Here is a 16030-nt window from a genome sequence, read left to right as displayed (position 1 = left end):
TTTATTTGACGTCTTTTGCACTCCCATGTTCTTGTGCAAAGCCCCCAAGGTTCAATAGCAACGGAATTACCCCTCTGCCCTTTTCAGTTAGTGAATACTCTATATGTAATGGTTTTTGGCTAACAATAGTTTTGCTCAAAATACCCTCTTCTTCCAGTTCTTTTAATGCTACAGAAACCGATTGTTTATTAGCTCCTTGCAGCACTTTCATAATACTGTTAAACCTCAACGTTCCTTCGTCCGCCAAGCGTAATATCTGTGGCTTCCACTTACCCGAAAGGGATTTCAACATTGCCTCGGCAGGGCATTCGGCAGTAGTATCAACTTTTTCTGACATTCGTTGTTATAACTTCAAAAATCATTCCATACATAAAAAATAAACCCATTGATAATTAGTAAATTACAGTAGTCATTTTTTTCTGACTAATTGATTTACCCAAAAAACAGCGGGACTTTTGTAAGCACAATTAGCTCCTTACACAGTATACTGAATGAAGAAGATAGCATTTTCAACCCTCTTAATAACACTTCTTTTTGTGGCAACAAGCTGCAATAGAAAAAATATATCACAAAAAATGAACACGAATGATAATAACCCTTTGCTATGCTCGCCTGAAAGCGGAGCCTGCGAAGTACCTGCAACCGGAACTGCCGATAACATTGACGCCAAAGAAGCAACAGCCAAGCCTGTACAAATAATATATTTTACAGACCCTATTTGCTCATCGTGTTGGGGCATTGAGCCGCAGCTACGCAGGCTGAAACTTGAATACGGTGATTACATTAACATAGAATACCACATGGGCGGACTACTGCCCGGTTGGGAAAACTTTTACAGCGGCGGTATCACCAAGCCTTCTGATGTTGCCCATCATTGGGATGAAGTGAGCCTGCATTACGAAATGCCTATTGACGGTGATGTGTGGCTGGAAGACCCGTTATCATCTTCGTACCCGCCTTCAATTGCTTTTATAGCGGCACAATTACAAAACAAGGCCAAGGCGGTGAAGTTTTTGCGCCATATACGCGAGATGGTGTTTTTAGAAAAGAAAAACATTACCAAATGGGAACACCTGAAAGCTGCCGCCGAGAAAGCAGGTTTGGATACCGTACAACTGAAAAAAGATTACGAAGGACAAGCCAACCAACTGTTTAAAAATGATTTGGACTATGCCCGTACTAACGGGGTAAGAGGCTTCCCTACTTTGTTTTTTGTAGATAGCAGCAATAACAGGCAAATGCTGTACGGTGCGCGTCCCTACCAAGATTTTGAACGTATTTTACAGTTTATGTACCCTGATGCAGTGAAAAAACCACTGCCGGCCAACAACGAATTGTTTAACCACTACCCTACCCTAACAGCAAAAGAATTTGCAGTACTCACAGGCCAAACAATAAGCCAAAGCACACAAACGCTGGATAACTGGGTAGCAGACGGTATGCTTGAAAAACACAACACCAAAAACGGTGCACTTTGGAAACTGAAAAAATAATAGTAAATAAATATCAACCTATTTCAAAGGCGCAAAAATTGCGCCTTTGAAATAAAACGCTTGCTCAGTTAATTGCACTAATCCTTAATGTTCTTTAATATTTTTTGATCGATATAAAATGTCCCCAGCGGAATAATACAGGCCAACAAAACTTTCCATGTGGTGTCCCTAAACTTCCATTGTTGTTCAACACCCACACTTAATGTGTTAAATACAAACAACAAAAACAATGCGCCGTGTACAGGTCCCATAAATTTAGTAACCGAAGGATCATTCGCAGCGTACTTAAGCGGAACAGCTACAAATACTAATATCAGTAAAGACACCCCTTCTAAAAAGCCTATTATCCGTAAGCGGCCAACTTTGGTTTTTAATAATTGTATCATTTTTTTATGTTAAAATCGAATAAACGGACGCTGGGCTAAGGGCGAAAACGGCCATGGAATCGCTATAAAAATGAGTATCAGCGCAGCACAAAACCACCAAAACATTGTTTTAAATTTCTCTACATCTGCGTCTTTACGCTTGGCCAATGAAGACCCAACCGTAATCAGTACAATGGCTACCAACATAGCAGTAATGTGCAACACCCCAAAAAACAATGGTTCTAAGCTTCCTTCGCTATTTTGGGGATGAATAAGAAAATGCTTTACTATAGGACTTTTTGAATACAATAAAATTCCAACAATTAGTTGAATGTGAGCAATGGTGGCGGTTGTATGCCTGATAAAATTATCAGTTTTAGAAAATAACCTACTGCCTTTGTAGCCTATATAAGCTCTGTAAACAGCATAAAGTAACGTCACTACCACCAGCCAACGTACTATTGAGTGAATAATTATAAGTGAATAATACATAGTTTTTGTTTACAAAACATACCAAATGGTATGTTTTTAGTGAAAATTTTTTATCTCAAACCTTCCAGATAATTTTTAAACTCTTTCAAATACATCTTATACACCTCGGTGCCTTGCAACTTCCCCATATTTCTGACCCCCCCGTATCCCGCAGTAATGTATACAGCAACAAAACCGGGATTTGTTGTGTTCTTTATTTTACCATCCTCAACACCTTTTGTCAAACACAGCTTAATTGCTTGTTGCCATTGTTCAAGCAACATATTTAGTGCGTGCTTAAACTTATCATTTAGTGGAGCCATTTCTTCAACAAGGTTAACAGCCGGACATCCGTATTTCACATCAAAAAAAGGAGCCGTTAACAACAAGTGTTTCATCATCGAATAAATATCCTTCACAGGGTTGTTAGTGTTCTCCAACGGTTTCACCAACACCTCATACATGCCGGGATACATTACCTCATTTATCATGGCCAGCCCCATTTCGTCCTTGCTTTTAAAATGATAAAAAAAAGCCCCCTTGGTTAGCTTTGTAGTCGCAATAATGTCATCAACACTGGTAGCCTGATACCCGTTTCTATACACAAGCTCAAACGCCTTTTGTAAAATTGTTAACCGTGTTGATGCAGCCTTAGTCATAAAAATACCAAATGGTATGTTTTGCAAACATAAAACCCGATTCCTGAATTACAATACATATTGCTAAAAATTTGTAATTGCCCCCCAAAACTGCCGCAATAACACCCCAAAAAAGTAGCTTGCATTGTGCAACTTTGCTAAAAATAGTACCACTATGAAAAAGCTTGAATTTGAAATTACCATCAATGCACCGCGCGAAAAAGTTTGGGGGTTGTTATGGGCGGATGCCTCCTACCAAGAATGGACCTCGATATTTAGCGAAGGCTCAAGAGCGGTTACCGATTGGCAAACAGGCAGCCAAGTATTGTTTGTGAATGCCGATAACGATGGAATGCTCTCAATGATTGCACAAAACATTCCTAATGAATACATGTCTATAAAACACTTAGGGATGGTAAAAAACGGAGTGGAGGATTTGGACAACGAAAAAGCCAAAGAATGGTACGGGGCTATGGAAAACTATACGCTAACCGATGTAAACGGACATACACATCTTAAAGTGGATATTGACATTACCGAAGAACACGAAGACTATTTTAAAGACGCTTGGCCTAAAGCCATGAACAAAATAAAAGAAATGGCTGAAAGAGCTTAATAATTATACTGTGCTGTCTAAAACAAAAAAGCCTTTCAGTTTCCTGAAAGGCTTTTTTACTTTTTCGTCGGGGTGGCAGGATTCGAACCTACGACCCTCTGCTCCCAAAGCGCGGGATTTCCGTATCGATATGAAATGATTTGCAACTATTTGTATTGATTATCAATAGTTTATTGTTTTAATGGACACGCATTTTTTCTCAAAATTACGGAGTTCTTGTGCAAATCTTGTGCAAATTTTTCGTACCTTCGGCTTGTGAATACTAACATAGTCATTTCTTTAGACACTCGCAGAACAAAAAAAGATGGTACTTTTCCGGTAGTGATGCGATTGGGTCATAACAAACGTACAACCTCTATACCCACAGGCATAAGTGTTTTGGAAAAAGACTGGGATGCAAAAAACCGTCAGGTTAAAAAATCCTATGTCGGCGTGTCATCAGTTAGCCGTTTGAATAATATCATCCAAAAGAAAAAAGCAAAGGCAATGGATGTGATATTTAAGCTTAACGAAGCTGGCCAACTCAACACCATGTCCATTACCGCTCTACGGGATAGGGTTGAACAAAATGGCGCAAGCCTGTCTTTTTTCAAGTTCACTGCCCAGGAAATTGAGGAACTGATAAAGGCAGGCAGAATTGGGACGGCACGATCCTTTAAAGGCGTTTCAGATGTGCTTAGTAAATATCTTAAAGGGCGGGATCTGCTTTTTCAGGAAATCAACTTCAGCTTTCTAACAAAATTTGAAGCGTTCCATTTGAGTAAGGGCAACTCATACAACGGCCTCTCAGTATATATCCGTGCCGTCCGCTCCTTATTCAATAAGGCTATTAAGGCCGGACTGGTTGAGAAAGATCTTTATCCTTTTGATGACTATAAAATTAAGTCAGTCCCTACGCAAAAGCGGGCGCTGGACTGGGAATACATCAAGAAAATAATTGAGAAGGAAATTGAACCGGGCGAACTGTGCTTTCATGCGCGAAACTATTTTTTAGCTAGCTATATGATGTACGGTATGAACTTTACGGATATGGCTTACCTAAAGAAGGAAGATATAAAGAACGGCAGGATAAAATATCGCCGCAGGAAAACAAGTAAGCTATACGATATAAAGCTTACCGATAACCTTGAGAAAATTCTCTTATACTATATTAATCAAGAGCCCGAAAATGAATATGTGTTTCCTATCATAAACAGGGCTACGCCCATGCTGCAAAGCAAGGATATTCAATGGGCCAGGAAGCGGTATAATAAGAAATTAAAGGAGCTGGCGACGCTGTGCGAAATACCTGAAAACTTGACCAGCTATGTAAGCCGTCATTCTTTCGCAACGCAAGCGATGCTCAAGGAAGTGCCACTCAATGCAATCAGTGCCATGCTCGGCCATTCAAGCCTGAAGACGACTGAGATTTATCTGAAAAGCCTGCCAACGAATGTTCTAGATAACTATAATGACTTAGTGATAAATGGCGAATAAAATCAATTTTAAAGTCTATTAAAAATTTTATCTTAGTCATTAAAAATATTTGGAATGCTCGCAAAAGTACTCATCCCATTACCTTTTAACTTACAGGTTCTTAGTGGACGAGATTATGAAACACCAGTATTTGAAATTGCTGGTTATGAAGTCACAATCCACCCGCCAGTAAGGATCTCTGAGCAAGATATTTCACCTGATAGAATATACGTTAACGATGAACTCACCCAAAATACAAACATCCTTCTAATAACCTTCAAGAAAGATGAGTTTTTACGAAGTGAGGGTATTGATTTTGATCCTCCTATAAATTTAATAGCAGACATTTGTAATGAGTTTCTTATCAACGTACGATACGTTACAAATGCTGCACATATAAAGCCCCTCGAATTTTCTAAAACTTCCGTTAATATTAATTATTTCAATGATGATGGAAGCGATTTGGAAATTATTAAAGGCAAGCTGCGTGGTAAAGGGAAAGCAGCATACACCATTCCCTATGCAGTACTTACTCCAGATACGTGGAAAGATGTATTCTCTGTATTTGGTAAGAATAACCTTCCTGTTTGGAAACTTCTCCTTTTAGATGCTGAAGAATTAATAACTGAAAAAGGAGCTTCTATAGTTTTGATGCTAACGGCAATCGAAGTGTTTATAAGTCAGACACTCGATCTGATGGCCGATAAAAATCAATTTCATCCGGAATTATGGAAGTGGATTAACATTCGGGACAATAATTATTTGAAAACACCATCCATTGCTGAACGTCTGGACTTACTGAGTAAGATCATTCTCGGGAATTCATTAAAAGAGAGAAATGAACTTTGGAATATCTTTAAAAAACTTCAAACAGCTCGAAACGGCTTCGCACATAATGGAATTTTGAAAATTGATAATGAGGATGCGACCGTAGCTAAGGTAAGGGAACTTCTTGAAGGTGTGAAAAGGATAATTGCATACTTATCTGAAAATGTCCCTCCCGAAATACAGCCACCTTCATTTAATCGTGCTTATACAGTAAAGATTGATATTCCATTAAATAAGGAACTAGGAAAATTCTTTACAGCCCACGAAAAAACTCCTCCAGCTTAATGTTGTGAATTTCAAGAATACGTATCAGGCTACTTATTCTAAAATCAGACTTCCCTTCTTCCAACTTCCAATACTGTTTCGGCTCGATTTCGTGTTCGTCCGCAAAATTACGGTAACTTGTATAGCCTTTTTCAATCCGCAGCTTTTTTACCTTCTCTGCTATCTTTTGTACTTCCGTGGTTTGCTTTTCATCCATGCAACCTCAAAAGTTCAAAACCTTTTCTAAAACTTTTGCGTCTCTTTAGACGCAAATCATAAAAATTCAACTAACTTGCGTCTAAAAAGACGCTAATCAATATTTTACCTTTATGAACATATATACCCTGCGCATTGCGCGAACGGTGCTAAGCACTGCTGCTTTTTTCTTTGTAACCTCTTCCATTGCCCAACCGGGATTTAGCTTAAACGGTACAAGCCATAACACTGTTGTCGGCATTGCTTCCGACAAAAACGACAATATTTATATCGCCGGAACATTCGGCGGTACGGTAGACTTTGACCCAAGCTCCGCGAACCGTCCTATCATAAGCAATAACACAAATGGTTTTTTAGATGCCTATGTAGCTTCCTACACCCATGCAGGTGTTTTGCGCTTCGCTTTTTCGCTACCGATCGGCTACCCTGAAATAGAACGTTTCGGCGCCGATAAAAACGGAAACACATTTTTAATCGGCAACTTCATGGGTTCGGTTGATTTCGACCCCGGCGCGGGGGAGAAAAAACTCCATGCCCCGCAGCCTGCCCAATTTCTGACTTCATACGATGCAAACGGCAATCTGCGCTTTGCTCATAAGCTAAACGGCTATTATGACCCTCAATACATAATTAAAGCCGCATTATTCGATAAGCATGGCAAAATCCATTTATTCGGCACATTCAGCAATGAAGCTGATTTTGATCCCGGACAGGGTGAATATAAGCTTACGCCCTCGGCAGAGGGAAGTGCGTTTGTTTCGCTCCTCGATACAAACGGCGTATTTATTTCGGCCTATGCCCTTATAGAGCTTTCCAAATACACCGCAGGCCCCAGCGCATATGCAATAGATAGCAGCGGCATTATTTACTGCGCTGGTGCAAGCCAGGGCAAAGAGGATTTTGATGTGTCGGGCGACACTGCATTTATTGTGAACGAGGAATACACCAAAAGGCAGCACTTCTATCTGGCTAAATATTCGCCCGCCGGCCTGCTTCAGGACGCTAGCCTGATAGCTAAAGATGTAAAAGATGAGAGCCTGCTATTAAACCCTCAGATTACACACTTGCAGATAGTCAATAACGGTGAAGTTTATATGGCCGGGATTTTCTGCGACACCGTGGATTTTATTAGTAAGAAGGGGCGTAACGGTAAGCTCATTGCCACTGCGGATGATATTTCGGCGAATATGTTTTTAGTACGCTATATATCAGACAGCAAACTCATGACAGAGAGGCTGGATCATGAGATATACAATGATGTATCCGACCCTTCTTATGCCGTGCCTGTCTCGATGGCTTTGGATGAAAAAGGCAATGCAATTATTACAGGCGTGTTTAAAGGTCATTTGGATTTTACGCCCAACATCGACACTACAATTTTACGTTCGCCAACTATTAATACTGGCTTTGTCAAAAATGCCTTTCTCGCTTCATACAGGCCGAATGGAACCCTGAATTTTGCACATAGCTTTACCGCCAGCACTTCAAGCGAAGGTAAAGGCGTGTGTATTGGCAGCAATAACAGAATCTTTATGACTGGTGAGTTCAAAGCAGACTCGATGGACATTGACCCCTCCGCTAAAACCTACAGCCTTTATACTGAACACAGCGTCAGCTTTATTACAGGGTTTGATGAAAACGGGAACTTTACCCAAATACCGATAGAACCGACCGGAATTAAGCATTCTGAAACTAATAATTTCCGCTTATATCCTAATCCCGCGACGAATGTAATTACGCTATCGCTGAATAATAATTTGGAAGCCTGTACAGTTGAAATCTTAAATTTACAAGGCTCTGTCCTGCACAGCACGACTATCAATCAATCTGAGCTATTGGAGATAAACATAGGTTACTTATCAGCAGGTCTATACTTCGTCCGCATTACAGGCGGACAGATAAATTCAACACAGCGACTAATAGTGCGATAGTTAATAATCGGCTCAAAAAAGCCGTATTTATGAGCCGATTAGATACACCTAATCGGCTCATATTTTTAATGCAATTTCATAACTTGCGATTATGAATGTCATTTGCATGGATGAACCAGCCTTCTATGAGCTGGTCGAAACGGTGGTACGCAGGCTTAGCACCGAGGTAAACCGCAAACCGGATAAATGGATAGGCACTGAAGATTGTATGAAACTTCTTGGCATATCTTCAAAGACTACGCTCCAACAGATCCGCAATGAAGGACGGATAAGATTTACCCAGCCACAGAAGAAGGTCATTCTTTATGACCGGGATTCAATCATGACTTATTTGGATAAAAACGCCCGAGAAACCTTTTAATTTATGGATGAGGAAAAATACACCGAAGGATTTAATAACGGCTATTTCCTAAGCGAAATTGAGCCGGGTATGCTTGAAAAGCTTCTCTCTGGAACACAAGGAGAAAATGAATATCTGCAAGGTCTGAAAGATGGTCACCTCGAATATAAAAAGGAAGCGCAGATGAATAAAATCCGGGAACATTACGAAAGTAAAAATACCAAAAGCCGGGACGGCAAAGACGCAGGGCGCTGATTTTTAAAACTTTCTGCGCCTTTGTTTAATTACAGCGCGGTATTTTCGCTTTTAATTAAACTATCAATTACTTCTATGGAATTACCCTATGGCTACAGGTGGCTTTTGGAAACCATCCTTTGTACAGTCCTTGCCTTGATCGCAACCTGGATTTTTTATCCGACCGATACTTCGCTCACCCATTACTTTTATTTAACAGGATTTGAAGAATCTTTGTATTTCGCTGCACGCGCCGTCCGGTATTTTATCATTGTCGATTTTCTTTTTAAAATGGTCGAGCTTGCCGGAAGGCATGTTGAGCGAACGGAAAACGGCGGAATCGTCTCAACAATTCTATATATAATTCCGGTTGTTGTATTTATCCTCTGTGCCCGGGATTTATTCTTTATCGGCAAGGGTCTTGTCGAAGCATACAATGCCAACCCATCAAGTGAAAAATATGCTGAATATCTCTTTAAACACGAATGGAAAAACCTGCTGAAAATAGCAGGGTTGATTATCGCTCTGCCATTGTTCATCCAGCGGTTTCCCGTGTTTGTTGTGGAGGAAATTCAGAAATTAAAAGAACACAGGAAATTCAGACAGATTTTCAAGGAAGGGCGCGGCGGTTCCGCCCGCTGGGCAACTACGCCGACCTATGAGCGCTTCCGGGCGGACGCATATATGGAGAACAAAAAACTCGTGCTGGGGCGTAGCTTGTTTGAAGATGATATGAAACCGAGCGTTATAGGCATAGACGACGATGCGCATATGATTACCGTCGGCATGACAGGCTCGGGCAAATCAACAACCGTGCTTTTGCCTAATCTGGCAACATATAGGGGGTCTGTGATTGTATTCGACCCCAAAGGGGAGCTTGCAATGAAGACCTTCCGCTGCCGAAGTGATGAAAACTGGCTCCGCCAAAATAATGTCAACGGGCGGACTTCTCGTCATTTAAGAGGTGGACGCGCCTTTGTATTTGATCCGTTCGGTGAAACAAAGGATTTGCCGCGCTGGTCGTATAATATTCTTTGCGAAATTGATATTAACAGCGACCGTGTGAGGGAATTGCTCTCGGCTATTTCCGATGGCTGCGTTAGACCTGAGAAGGACGAAAACATCCATTTTGAAGAAGTGGCAAAGTATTTTATCGAAGGAGCAATAGCACACGTTCTAAGCTGGTATCCTGAGGAAGACCATACAATGCCTTTCGTGTTTGACCTGATAAGCGGAGTTGATACGAGCCTTAAGAGCTCTGACCCTTCTCTGCTAAACAGGCTTTTATATGAAATGCTGCGCAATGATGCCGCAGGCGGTCTGCCGCAACAAGTTGCGGCAAATATCCTTGAAATGGGAGACCGTGAAAAAGGTTCGGTGCTTTCCACAGTATCCCGCTCATTAAAATGGGCGGGCGATCCTGCTATGCGCAAGCATCTGGTTAACTCAGACTTTCGATTTTCACAAATTGGGGCATCGACAACGGTTTATTTTGTGCTGCCGGACGGCCTTATAAAAGAGCAAATGCGTTGGCTGCGCACCATGATTTCCGTTTCGCTCGGGCTGGTTAAAAATATCCCGTACAAGCCCACCTTGCCGACTTTGTTTATAATCGATGAGCTGCCGCGGCTGGGCGGCAAGATTGAGGCAGTAGCCGAAGGCTTCGGAATCTTGCGTGGATACGGGATAAAGTTATGGGCGTTTATTCAAGATATAGGTCAACTTGAGCGGGATTATCCTGACCGCTGGACAAGCATGACGGCCAACTCAACGGTGCAGGTGTTTGGCGTGAATGATATGAATACTGCCGAATGGGTCAGTGAAATGCTAGGCGCGTCCAACTACGTCCGAAAAAGCGGAAAGGATAAAAGCAGGCATGAAACAATTTACCCTTTGCTCACGCCCAATGAGGTGATGATTATGCTGGGTAAAACTGAAAACCGCCAGATTGTAAAGACGGCGGAAGGCTTTCCGATGCGGCTGGAGCGGTGTTCCTATAAACCATTAAATTTGGGCAAGCACGGTTTTCTTGAATATTCAAAAGACGCTTTACGAGGCTGCTTTGAAGACTGGTAAAATCATCGGCCCCGGTCGGTATCCTTATCTTTCTGCTGCTCTTTGTTTGCCCGGTGCTCACGCATGCGCTGGTCGTACTCCTGCATTTTAGCCTTTTTGTTAAACTCCTCCTGGACGGATAATTCCTTTTTCTTCTGCTCAGCTTCGGTCTTCTGCTGGTTAGATTGCTCCTGCTGACGGACACGCTCCTGCTCTTCATTACGCCGCTGCTGCTCCTCGCGGCGTTTTTCTTCCTCCTGCCGCCTGCGCTGTTCCATCTGCTCTTTCTCCCGGGCCTGAAGTTCCTGCATTACCTCTTGCCGCGTCTTGCCTTCAAAATGCGCACGCTCGCGTTTATCTTTCATTTCCAGCTTCAGTTTTTGCGCTTCTTCCTTCTGCTGGCGGTCAATCTCCGCTCTGGCCTGCGCCTTGTCTTTTGCTGTCGCGCCGAAAATATTTGTACGTTGCGCGTCATACTTTGAGGCAAGCTCTACATCTATTCGCTTGTAATCTGCCTGAAGTTCTTTTTTGAGTTCTGCGTCAACGAGGTTAAAACCTTCCCTGTCCATAATTTGATTTGATTGATAGTCTCTGATATAATTTCCATATCAAAGATAAAAAACAGGGGCAGAGCGAATGGAATTTCTTTTTATCAGTGATGAGGAACGGAAAAAAATCATGCAGTATATCGAGCTTGCCGATATTGACGACTTTCCCGATGACAGTACGCCGTTTGAGGAATATAAGGAAAAGACGCTGCGCTACATGGATATCATCGAAACATTTGATAACTGCCCCAAGAGAGCTGCTGAACGTTGGAATACCGCTTTAGCAAATGCCGGAAAGGCCGTTGATAAGGTTTATGAGCTAATGCTGGCTCATATCCCCAAGCCTACAAGCGAGCATTACTACGCTTGTTTTAAAACAGAAGAAGAAGCTGAAAGCTACCGCGAAAAAATACGGGTGGAAGCCGACAAGGCTTTTGATGAAGTAATGAATCGTGAATTTTATGAGGCCTTAAACAATCATATTATGAGCCGTTTTGAAACAAGGGTTGTTCACTAACGCCCTAAATCATTATCCCCGTCTCTGTCCCGCTTGGCATTCCTGTACTTCTGCATACGCTGCTCGTAGTCCTGTTCTTTTGCCCTCCGTTCATCTTCCCGCTGCTCTGAATAACCGGGCTTTGTTTTAAGCTGCTCGGCTTCAAGAGCGGAAAGCTGCTCGGCCATGCGCTTATCTACCGTCTCAAGGTTCGCATTTAAGGCTGCAAGCCGCTCTTCGAGCTGACCGCGTTTTCCCGTGAGTTTATCCATCAGGGTTTCTTTTGCTGCAAGCTGGTCTTGCAGTTCCCAGATAGATTTTAATAGGTCGCCGCGCCTGTATAATTCTTCCTGCTGTTGTTTCAGGCGGTGTTTTTCACGCTCGCTTTTTTGTTCCCAATCCCTTAGCTCATCCAGCCTGCGCAAGTGTTCGCCGGAATCATTTCCGGCCTTGTTTGTAGTTTCTTTACCTGCCTGCTGACGCTGCGCCGCAAGGTCAACGGCCAAGGGCAGATTTTTAAAGCCGCTCAAGCGGGCTTTCATATCAGCCGCCCGCTGAGCCTTTAGCTGCCGCGAAAGGCTATAAATTTTACCTGCTTCATCCACCAGCACAAGGCCACGCTGATCGCCCTGGGCGAGCGTATAGCCTTTGTCCTGCAAAGCTGCTTTAAAGGCTGCGCTGCTGTCGGATTGGTCATAGAGCGCCTGTATTTCCTGCGCACGGTCTAAACGGCTTTCCCGGTGCTTCACAAGGGTCAGCTTTTTCATCCCTTCCGCGCCGCGCTCGCGCCGCTTCTGGTTATTGATTACCCGCTGCTCGCACAGAATTTTACCGTCATTGCGCTCGACATTCTCTGCCCATTGCGAAAGGGTCAAACGGTCATAGCTGACTACGGCTGTTTTACCGTTTTCAGGGTTAACAAGATTGCAGATAACATGGGCGTGCGGATGGGGTCTGTCGCTATGGGCTATAATGACGGCTTCATGTTCATGCAAACCTAAAAGGTTTAGTGTGTCCAGCGCGGATTGAAGCATGGTCTTCTGGTCGGGGTTTTGCTCAGGATGCCATGCAAGGCTGAATGAATAAACTTCACCCGCCTTGCTTTTACGTCCTGTTGAGGGAATGCCTGCCTGTTTTTTAAGGCGGCCTGCATTCATGGACGTATGCGCCATCCAGCGAAAGGCCTTCTCAGGGTCTTTAGTAGGCAGGTTGACCGTATGCGTCCAAAGCACACGCTCATTGCTGCTGGCCTGCTTATCGTGCAGATAATAGGCTCCCGCGCCCTTAAAGCTGTGTCCGCGTCTGGCAATCCTGGGAACCATGATTATTTACTCTCCAGCATTTTATCCATGAGTTCTTCAAGCTTTTCCCATAGCCGGGGCAATTGCTCCGGCACGATGCCCGTCGCGTTAAGCTGCCGCGTCTGCTGATTGATGTTCACGCCGATTTTGCGAAGCTGGTCGAAGTAGGTAAACTCAACAAGGCTTTGCTTGATTACGATTTTGCCCTTCAGGGCCATTTGCCGGACATACTCGCTTAAAGTCATGCCCGATTGCTCAGCCTTTTGGCTGATTTGGGCTTTCTCATACACCGTGCAGCGGATGGGCGGCAAAACGGTGTTTTGCTTCTCGGTTTCGTCTTTTACAGGTCGCGTCATGATAGCTGAATTGATAGGTTCACAAGCGGCTCAAAGCCGCTTCACCGGGGGATGCAACGGGGGTTCGCCCCCCTTGCCAAGATCGTTTTTGTATATACAAAAACATATCTTGCTATTCCTACGGTTTTTCGAATATACGAACGTTTTTGAAATGAACCCGCAAACGGTTCATGATGACCCGCGTTGACTTAAGCCAGGTGCTGAATTGAGAAGGAAAAGAATTTCGGAAGTTGGGAAAATTCAAAGACATAATTTCTCCTGTCTGTTTGGGGCAAACAGACAGGATTATATTCCTATTTTATCTTAAAGCAACATAATTGTGTTGCAACAAACTCAGAATGAAACTAGTCTAGCGAAATATGTTACTCAGATTCATATGACAAGCTATTAGTCGTAAACTTGCTGATTACCAAGTCCATTTTTTCCAAAATACTCGCTCCTTTTTAGCTCGGTCGGTTTGAACACCCTTAAAGACATCGATATTATCAATTGTTTCTGAAAAGTTACGACCTTTACCTTTTAACTCTCTTCCTAAAACACTAAATCCAACGGCAGTGTTGAAAATTAGAAATCCATTAACAACAGAAAGGAATACAGTGGAAACATCAATTGTCCCGGCATTGACAAATAAAAAAGGGATTAACAGTGACGCAATGAATGATATCCATTTGGAATTTTTTATATTTGGGATTAAGTAACATACTGTATTTGTTATTAATACAACTACTGTACTTCCACCACCTAAAGAAGTAATGCTCTCAACAGTAAAAAATTCTTCTTGATTTATGTTCAATAGAACTGACAAAACATTCAGAATATATCTAATCTAAATTGACCCCATCAAATGTCACCTTCATTAGGGATTCGTCAAGATTCCTTGCCTCCAAGCTCTTTTGCACATCTTCCATTCTGGAAACGTAAAGTTTCGTAGATTTTTTATGAAAGTTAGGGGGCAAAGCATTCAATTTCTTTTCAAACTCGTCCCGTAAAGTAAGAACCTCTTGTTGAAATGGGCTCAATCCTTCTAAATCTTCGCCTTGCTTGATATTATTGACTATGCTCATTCGTACCTCCACTCAAATATAAACAACTATACAATTAATAATGTTGTATCGCACTCTATTTTTTCAACACTTTTTAAACAGGCGCAAAGTTAACGTTAAAATTTCAATAGTCAAAGACTAAATAATTTCTTTCGCAAAAATCTTGAGTGAGTGGAGGTTAGCCAACTATTATAAAATTTTCTCCGTCTTACTGATCTAAACTGACCTAAGTAATTGTCGTTTACTGCTTTATCAATAAGACTGGGAAAGAACGCTAAAATTCTCTTTGCAAAACTTATATCATAAAAAAACATATCAAAGATTAAAAACGAATTTGTTATTGAGTTACTGTCCACAATAAACTCTAATATCAATTTATTTTGAATTCTTAATGACGCTACCCAAATAAACTTAGGCATTGGTTTAAAAGAAATCTCTTTCCGAGTTTGAACATCTAAACTAGTATCCTGGACCCTTTGTTGTTTGAAGTTTGAAGAAAAGTCTAAATAAACATCCCAGCAAAATGTTCTGAAATCAAAATTTAACGTTCGATCAACATCTTTGGCTAAATCAAATAGATAACTAAATCCATTAACAGACGAATATACTTCCGAGTAACTAACCCTTATCTTTTTATCCAAAGGTATGATGGCAATTATAGGCACACTTTGGCGATTTTTGCCTTCAATTTGGAATGACAGTAGTACCTCCTGTTGCGCATTTATAAATTTCTGATATTTGTTACCTGAAACGGAAAAATCTATGCTCTCATATGGGCCAAACTGATCGTTATGAGCATATAATTCTTTAATTGTATTGTGCTGAAATGCCATTGATTCACTGGTAGAGCCATCACCAGTAGCTACTTTATTTAACTCTCCACTAAGGTAGCCTGTTATGCAAACCATATGCGTGTCATTATTAAACATTTTATACCCTAGCAAAATTGGTATGCCCATTTTGTTATAAGAGTAACAAATCTTTTTTAACTCCGCATGACTAATTACCCCTCCTTTTTCGTTTGCTTTTGGACCAATATTTTCGAAAGTAAGATTATAATGTTCTAATATTTTTGCTATTTGGCTCGTATTTAATCCCTTATTTGGAAATAACGGTTGGGTATCTGTTGAGTAGGTTAATCCTGCTGCTGAGGTTATCTCGTGTGGGATTGGAAACTTATTTCTGAAAAGCTTTGAAGTTTTAAACAAGCAACTCCAAATAGCAGATGTTGCGCAAACTCCAATATTTCCGTCTTGCTCCAAAAATGGTAAGCATCTAAAATTATTTATTTGATTGCCAAAAACGTCAAAACGATAATTAATACAGGAGTTATATAATCTTTTACCCTGAGAGCTATCTGAATACACTCTTATTACGCAA

The 16030-nt window shown here is 41.7% G+C and carries 20 protein-coding genes; 9 read left to right on the top strand and 11 right to left on the bottom strand.

All coding sequences use genetic code 11. The annotated features are described in order from the left end of the window. Position 1: 1 nt before the first annotated feature. Complete coding sequence (locus tag F9K23_09940) at positions 2-337, bottom strand: helix-turn-helix transcriptional regulator (protein ID KAB2915573.1); 336 nt, start codon at positions 335-337, stop codon at positions 2-4. A 238-nt stretch (positions 338-575) separates the two neighbouring features. On the opposite strand from F9K23_09940, the gene F9K23_09935 reads away from it, so the two are divergent. After that, positions 576-1493 carry a DsbA family protein gene (locus tag F9K23_09935; protein ID KAB2915572.1) on the top strand — a complete coding sequence of 306 codons (918 nt, stop codon included), beginning with the start codon at positions 576-578 and terminating at the stop codon, positions 1491-1493. Positions 1494-1570: 77 nt separating this feature from the next. Here F9K23_09935 and F9K23_09930 read toward each other — a convergent pair whose 3' ends face one another. Genes F9K23_09930 through F9K23_09920 form a run of 3 tightly spaced genes read right to left on the bottom strand, consistent with a single transcriptional unit; the run spans position 1571 to position 2988 of the window. Further along, positions 1571-1879 carry a DUF3817 domain-containing protein gene (locus F9K23_09930; GenBank protein KAB2915571.1) on the bottom strand — a complete coding sequence of 103 codons (309 nt, stop codon included), beginning with the start codon at positions 1877-1879 and terminating at the stop codon, positions 1571-1573. Between the two features lie 9 nt (positions 1880-1888). Beyond that, on the bottom strand, positions 1889-2350 hold the full coding sequence (locus F9K23_09925; GenBank protein ID KAB2915570.1) for a hypothetical protein: 462 nt from the start codon (positions 2348-2350) through the stop codon (positions 1889-1891). A 50-nt stretch (positions 2351-2400) separates the two neighbouring features. Continuing rightward, the gene (locus F9K23_09920) at positions 2401-2988 is read right to left on the bottom strand and encodes a TetR/AcrR family transcriptional regulator (GenBank protein KAB2915569.1); all 588 of its coding nucleotides are present in this window, start codon (positions 2986-2988) and stop codon (positions 2401-2403) included. Positions 2989-3142: 154 nt separating this feature from the next. Between F9K23_09920 and F9K23_09915 the strand changes: the two genes are divergently transcribed. The 3 genes from F9K23_09915 (at position 3143) to F9K23_09905 (ending at position 6151) form a co-directional block, all read left to right on the top strand. Next, positions 3143-3583, top strand: coding sequence for an SRPBCC domain-containing protein (locus F9K23_09915; GenBank protein ID KAB2915568.1), 441 nt, complete (start codon positions 3143-3145; stop codon positions 3581-3583). Positions 3584-3838: 255 nt separating this feature from the next. Beyond that, the gene (locus F9K23_09910; GenBank protein ID KAB2915567.1) at positions 3839-5059 is read left to right on the top strand and encodes a site-specific integrase; all 1221 of its coding nucleotides are present in this window, start codon (positions 3839-3841) and stop codon (positions 5057-5059) included. Positions 5060-5113: 54 nt separating this feature from the next. Further along, a complete protein-coding gene (locus tag F9K23_09905) occupies positions 5114-6151 on the top strand; it encodes a hypothetical protein (GenBank protein ID KAB2915566.1) in 1038 nt (345 codons plus the stop codon). On the opposite strand, the gene F9K23_09900 is transcribed toward F9K23_09905, so the two are convergent. After that, a complete protein-coding gene (locus F9K23_09900) occupies positions 6120-6347 on the bottom strand; it encodes a helix-turn-helix transcriptional regulator (protein KAB2915565.1) in 228 nt (75 codons plus the stop codon). The genes F9K23_09905 and F9K23_09900 overlap by 32 nt on opposite strands. 112 nt (positions 6348-6459) lie before the next feature. On the opposite strand from F9K23_09900, the gene F9K23_09895 reads away from it, so the two are divergent. From F9K23_09895 to F9K23_09880, 4 genes are all read left to right on the top strand, one after another. Beyond that, the gene (locus F9K23_09895) at positions 6460-8277 is read left to right on the top strand and encodes a T9SS type A sorting domain-containing protein (GenBank protein ID KAB2915564.1); all 1818 of its coding nucleotides are present in this window, start codon (positions 6460-6462) and stop codon (positions 8275-8277) included. 91 nt (positions 8278-8368) lie between these two features. Then, complete coding sequence (locus F9K23_09890) at positions 8369-8638, top strand: helix-turn-helix domain-containing protein (protein ID KAB2915563.1); 270 nt, start codon at positions 8369-8371, stop codon at positions 8636-8638. 3 nt (positions 8639-8641) lie between these two features. Then, on the top strand, positions 8642-8872 hold the full coding sequence (locus F9K23_09885; protein ID KAB2915562.1) for a hypothetical protein: 231 nt from the start codon (positions 8642-8644) through the stop codon (positions 8870-8872). Positions 8873-8947: 75 nt separating this feature from the next. Then, complete coding sequence (locus F9K23_09880; GenBank protein KAB2915561.1) at positions 8948-10927, top strand: TraM recognition domain-containing protein; 1980 nt, start codon at positions 8948-8950, stop codon at positions 10925-10927. Between the two features lie 2 nt (positions 10928-10929). Here F9K23_09880 and F9K23_09875 read toward each other — a convergent pair whose 3' ends face one another. Then, a complete protein-coding gene (locus tag F9K23_09875; GenBank protein KAB2915560.1) occupies positions 10930-11475 on the bottom strand; it encodes a hypothetical protein in 546 nt (181 codons plus the stop codon). A 67-nt stretch (positions 11476-11542) separates the two neighbouring features. Here F9K23_09875 and F9K23_09870 point away from each other — a divergent pair, with 67 nt between their 5' ends. After that, positions 11543-11971 (top strand): hypothetical protein, encoded by a 429-nt coding sequence (locus F9K23_09870; protein KAB2915559.1) that lies wholly within the window; start codon positions 11543-11545, stop codon positions 11969-11971. Here the strand turns inward: F9K23_09870 and F9K23_09865 are convergent. The 5 genes from F9K23_09865 to F9K23_09845 all read right to left on the bottom strand — a co-directional run bounded on the left by F9K23_09865 (position 11968) and on the right by F9K23_09845 (position 15912). Further along, positions 11968-13272, bottom strand: coding sequence for a relaxase/mobilization nuclease domain-containing protein (locus F9K23_09865; GenBank protein KAB2915558.1), 1305 nt, complete (start codon positions 13270-13272; stop codon positions 11968-11970). The two genes, F9K23_09870 and F9K23_09865, sit on opposite strands and share 4 nt — an antisense overlap. 2 nt (positions 13273-13274) lie before the next feature. Continuing rightward, entirely contained in the window at positions 13275-13607 is a 333-nt protein-coding gene (gene mobC / locus F9K23_09860; protein KAB2915557.1) for a plasmid mobilization relaxosome protein MobC, read from the bottom strand. A gap of 406 nt (positions 13608-14013) precedes the next feature. Beyond that, entirely contained in the window at positions 14014-14400 is a 387-nt protein-coding gene (locus tag F9K23_09855) for a hypothetical protein (GenBank protein ID KAB2915556.1), read from the bottom strand. Positions 14401-14428: 28 nt separating this feature from the next. After that, positions 14429-14671: a hypothetical protein gene (locus F9K23_09850; GenBank protein KAB2915555.1), complete on the bottom strand. Its 243-nt coding sequence runs from the start codon at positions 14669-14671 to the stop codon at positions 14429-14431. 110 nt (positions 14672-14781) lie between these two features. Beyond that, complete coding sequence (locus tag F9K23_09845; GenBank protein KAB2915554.1) at positions 14782-15912, bottom strand: hypothetical protein; 1131 nt, start codon at positions 15910-15912, stop codon at positions 14782-14784. Between the last annotated feature and the right edge of the window lie 118 nt (positions 15913-16030).

It is taken from the genome of Bacteroidota bacterium, assembly GCA_008933805.1.
GTDB lineage: Bacteria > Bacteroidota > Bacteroidia > UBA8524 > UBA8524 > SB11.
Note: the sequence above shows the minus strand (reverse complement) of the source record. Positions and strands in the feature narration are given on the sequence as shown.

Bases quoted from the DNA above. Each gene is read 5' to 3' on its own strand.
- F9K23_09925 (KAB2915570.1), bottom strand. From the start codon at position 2,350: ATGTATTATTCACTTATAATTATTCACTCAATAGTACGTTGGCTGGTG.
- F9K23_09885 (KAB2915562.1), top strand. From the start codon at position 8,642: ATGGATGAGGAAAAATACACCGAAGGATTTAATAACGGCTATTTCCTA.
- F9K23_09915 (KAB2915568.1), top strand. From the start codon at position 3,143: ATGAAAAAGCTTGAATTTGAAATTACCATCAATGCACCGCGCGAAAAA.
- F9K23_09880 (KAB2915561.1), top strand. From the start codon at position 8,948: ATGGAATTACCCTATGGCTACAGGTGGCTTTTGGAAACCATCCTTTGT.
- F9K23_09940 (KAB2915573.1), bottom strand. From the start codon at position 337: ATGTCAGAAAAAGTTGATACTACTGCCGAATGCCCTGCCGAGGCAATG.
- F9K23_09905 (KAB2915566.1), top strand. From the start codon at position 5,114: ATGCTCGCAAAAGTACTCATCCCATTACCTTTTAACTTACAGGTTCTT.
- F9K23_09875 (KAB2915560.1), bottom strand. From the start codon at position 11,475: ATGGACAGGGAAGGTTTTAACCTCGTTGACGCAGAACTCAAAAAAGAA.
- F9K23_09890 (KAB2915563.1), top strand. From the start codon at position 8,369: ATGAATGTCATTTGCATGGATGAACCAGCCTTCTATGAGCTGGTCGAA.
- F9K23_09895 (KAB2915564.1), top strand. From the start codon at position 6,460: ATGAACATATATACCCTGCGCATTGCGCGAACGGTGCTAAGCACTGCT.
- mobC (KAB2915557.1), bottom strand. From the start codon at position 13,607: ATGACGCGACCTGTAAAAGACGAAACCGAGAAGCAAAACACCGTTTTG.
- F9K23_09920 (KAB2915569.1), bottom strand. From the start codon at position 2,988: ATGACTAAGGCTGCATCAACACGGTTAACAATTTTACAAAAGGCGTTT.
- F9K23_09935 (KAB2915572.1), top strand. From the start codon at position 576: ATGAACACGAATGATAATAACCCTTTGCTATGCTCGCCTGAAAGCGGA.
- F9K23_09865 (KAB2915558.1), bottom strand. From the start codon at position 13,272: ATGGTTCCCAGGATTGCCAGACGCGGACACAGCTTTAAGGGCGCGGGA.
- F9K23_09870 (KAB2915559.1), top strand. From the start codon at position 11,543: ATGGAATTTCTTTTTATCAGTGATGAGGAACGGAAAAAAATCATGCAG.
- F9K23_09850 (KAB2915555.1), bottom strand. From the start codon at position 14,671: ATGAGCATAGTCAATAATATCAAGCAAGGCGAAGATTTAGAAGGATTG.
- F9K23_09900 (KAB2915565.1), bottom strand. From the start codon at position 6,347: ATGGATGAAAAGCAAACCACGGAAGTACAAAAGATAGCAGAGAAGGTA.
- F9K23_09930 (KAB2915571.1), bottom strand. From the start codon at position 1,879: ATGATACAATTATTAAAAACCAAAGTTGGCCGCTTACGGATAATAGGC.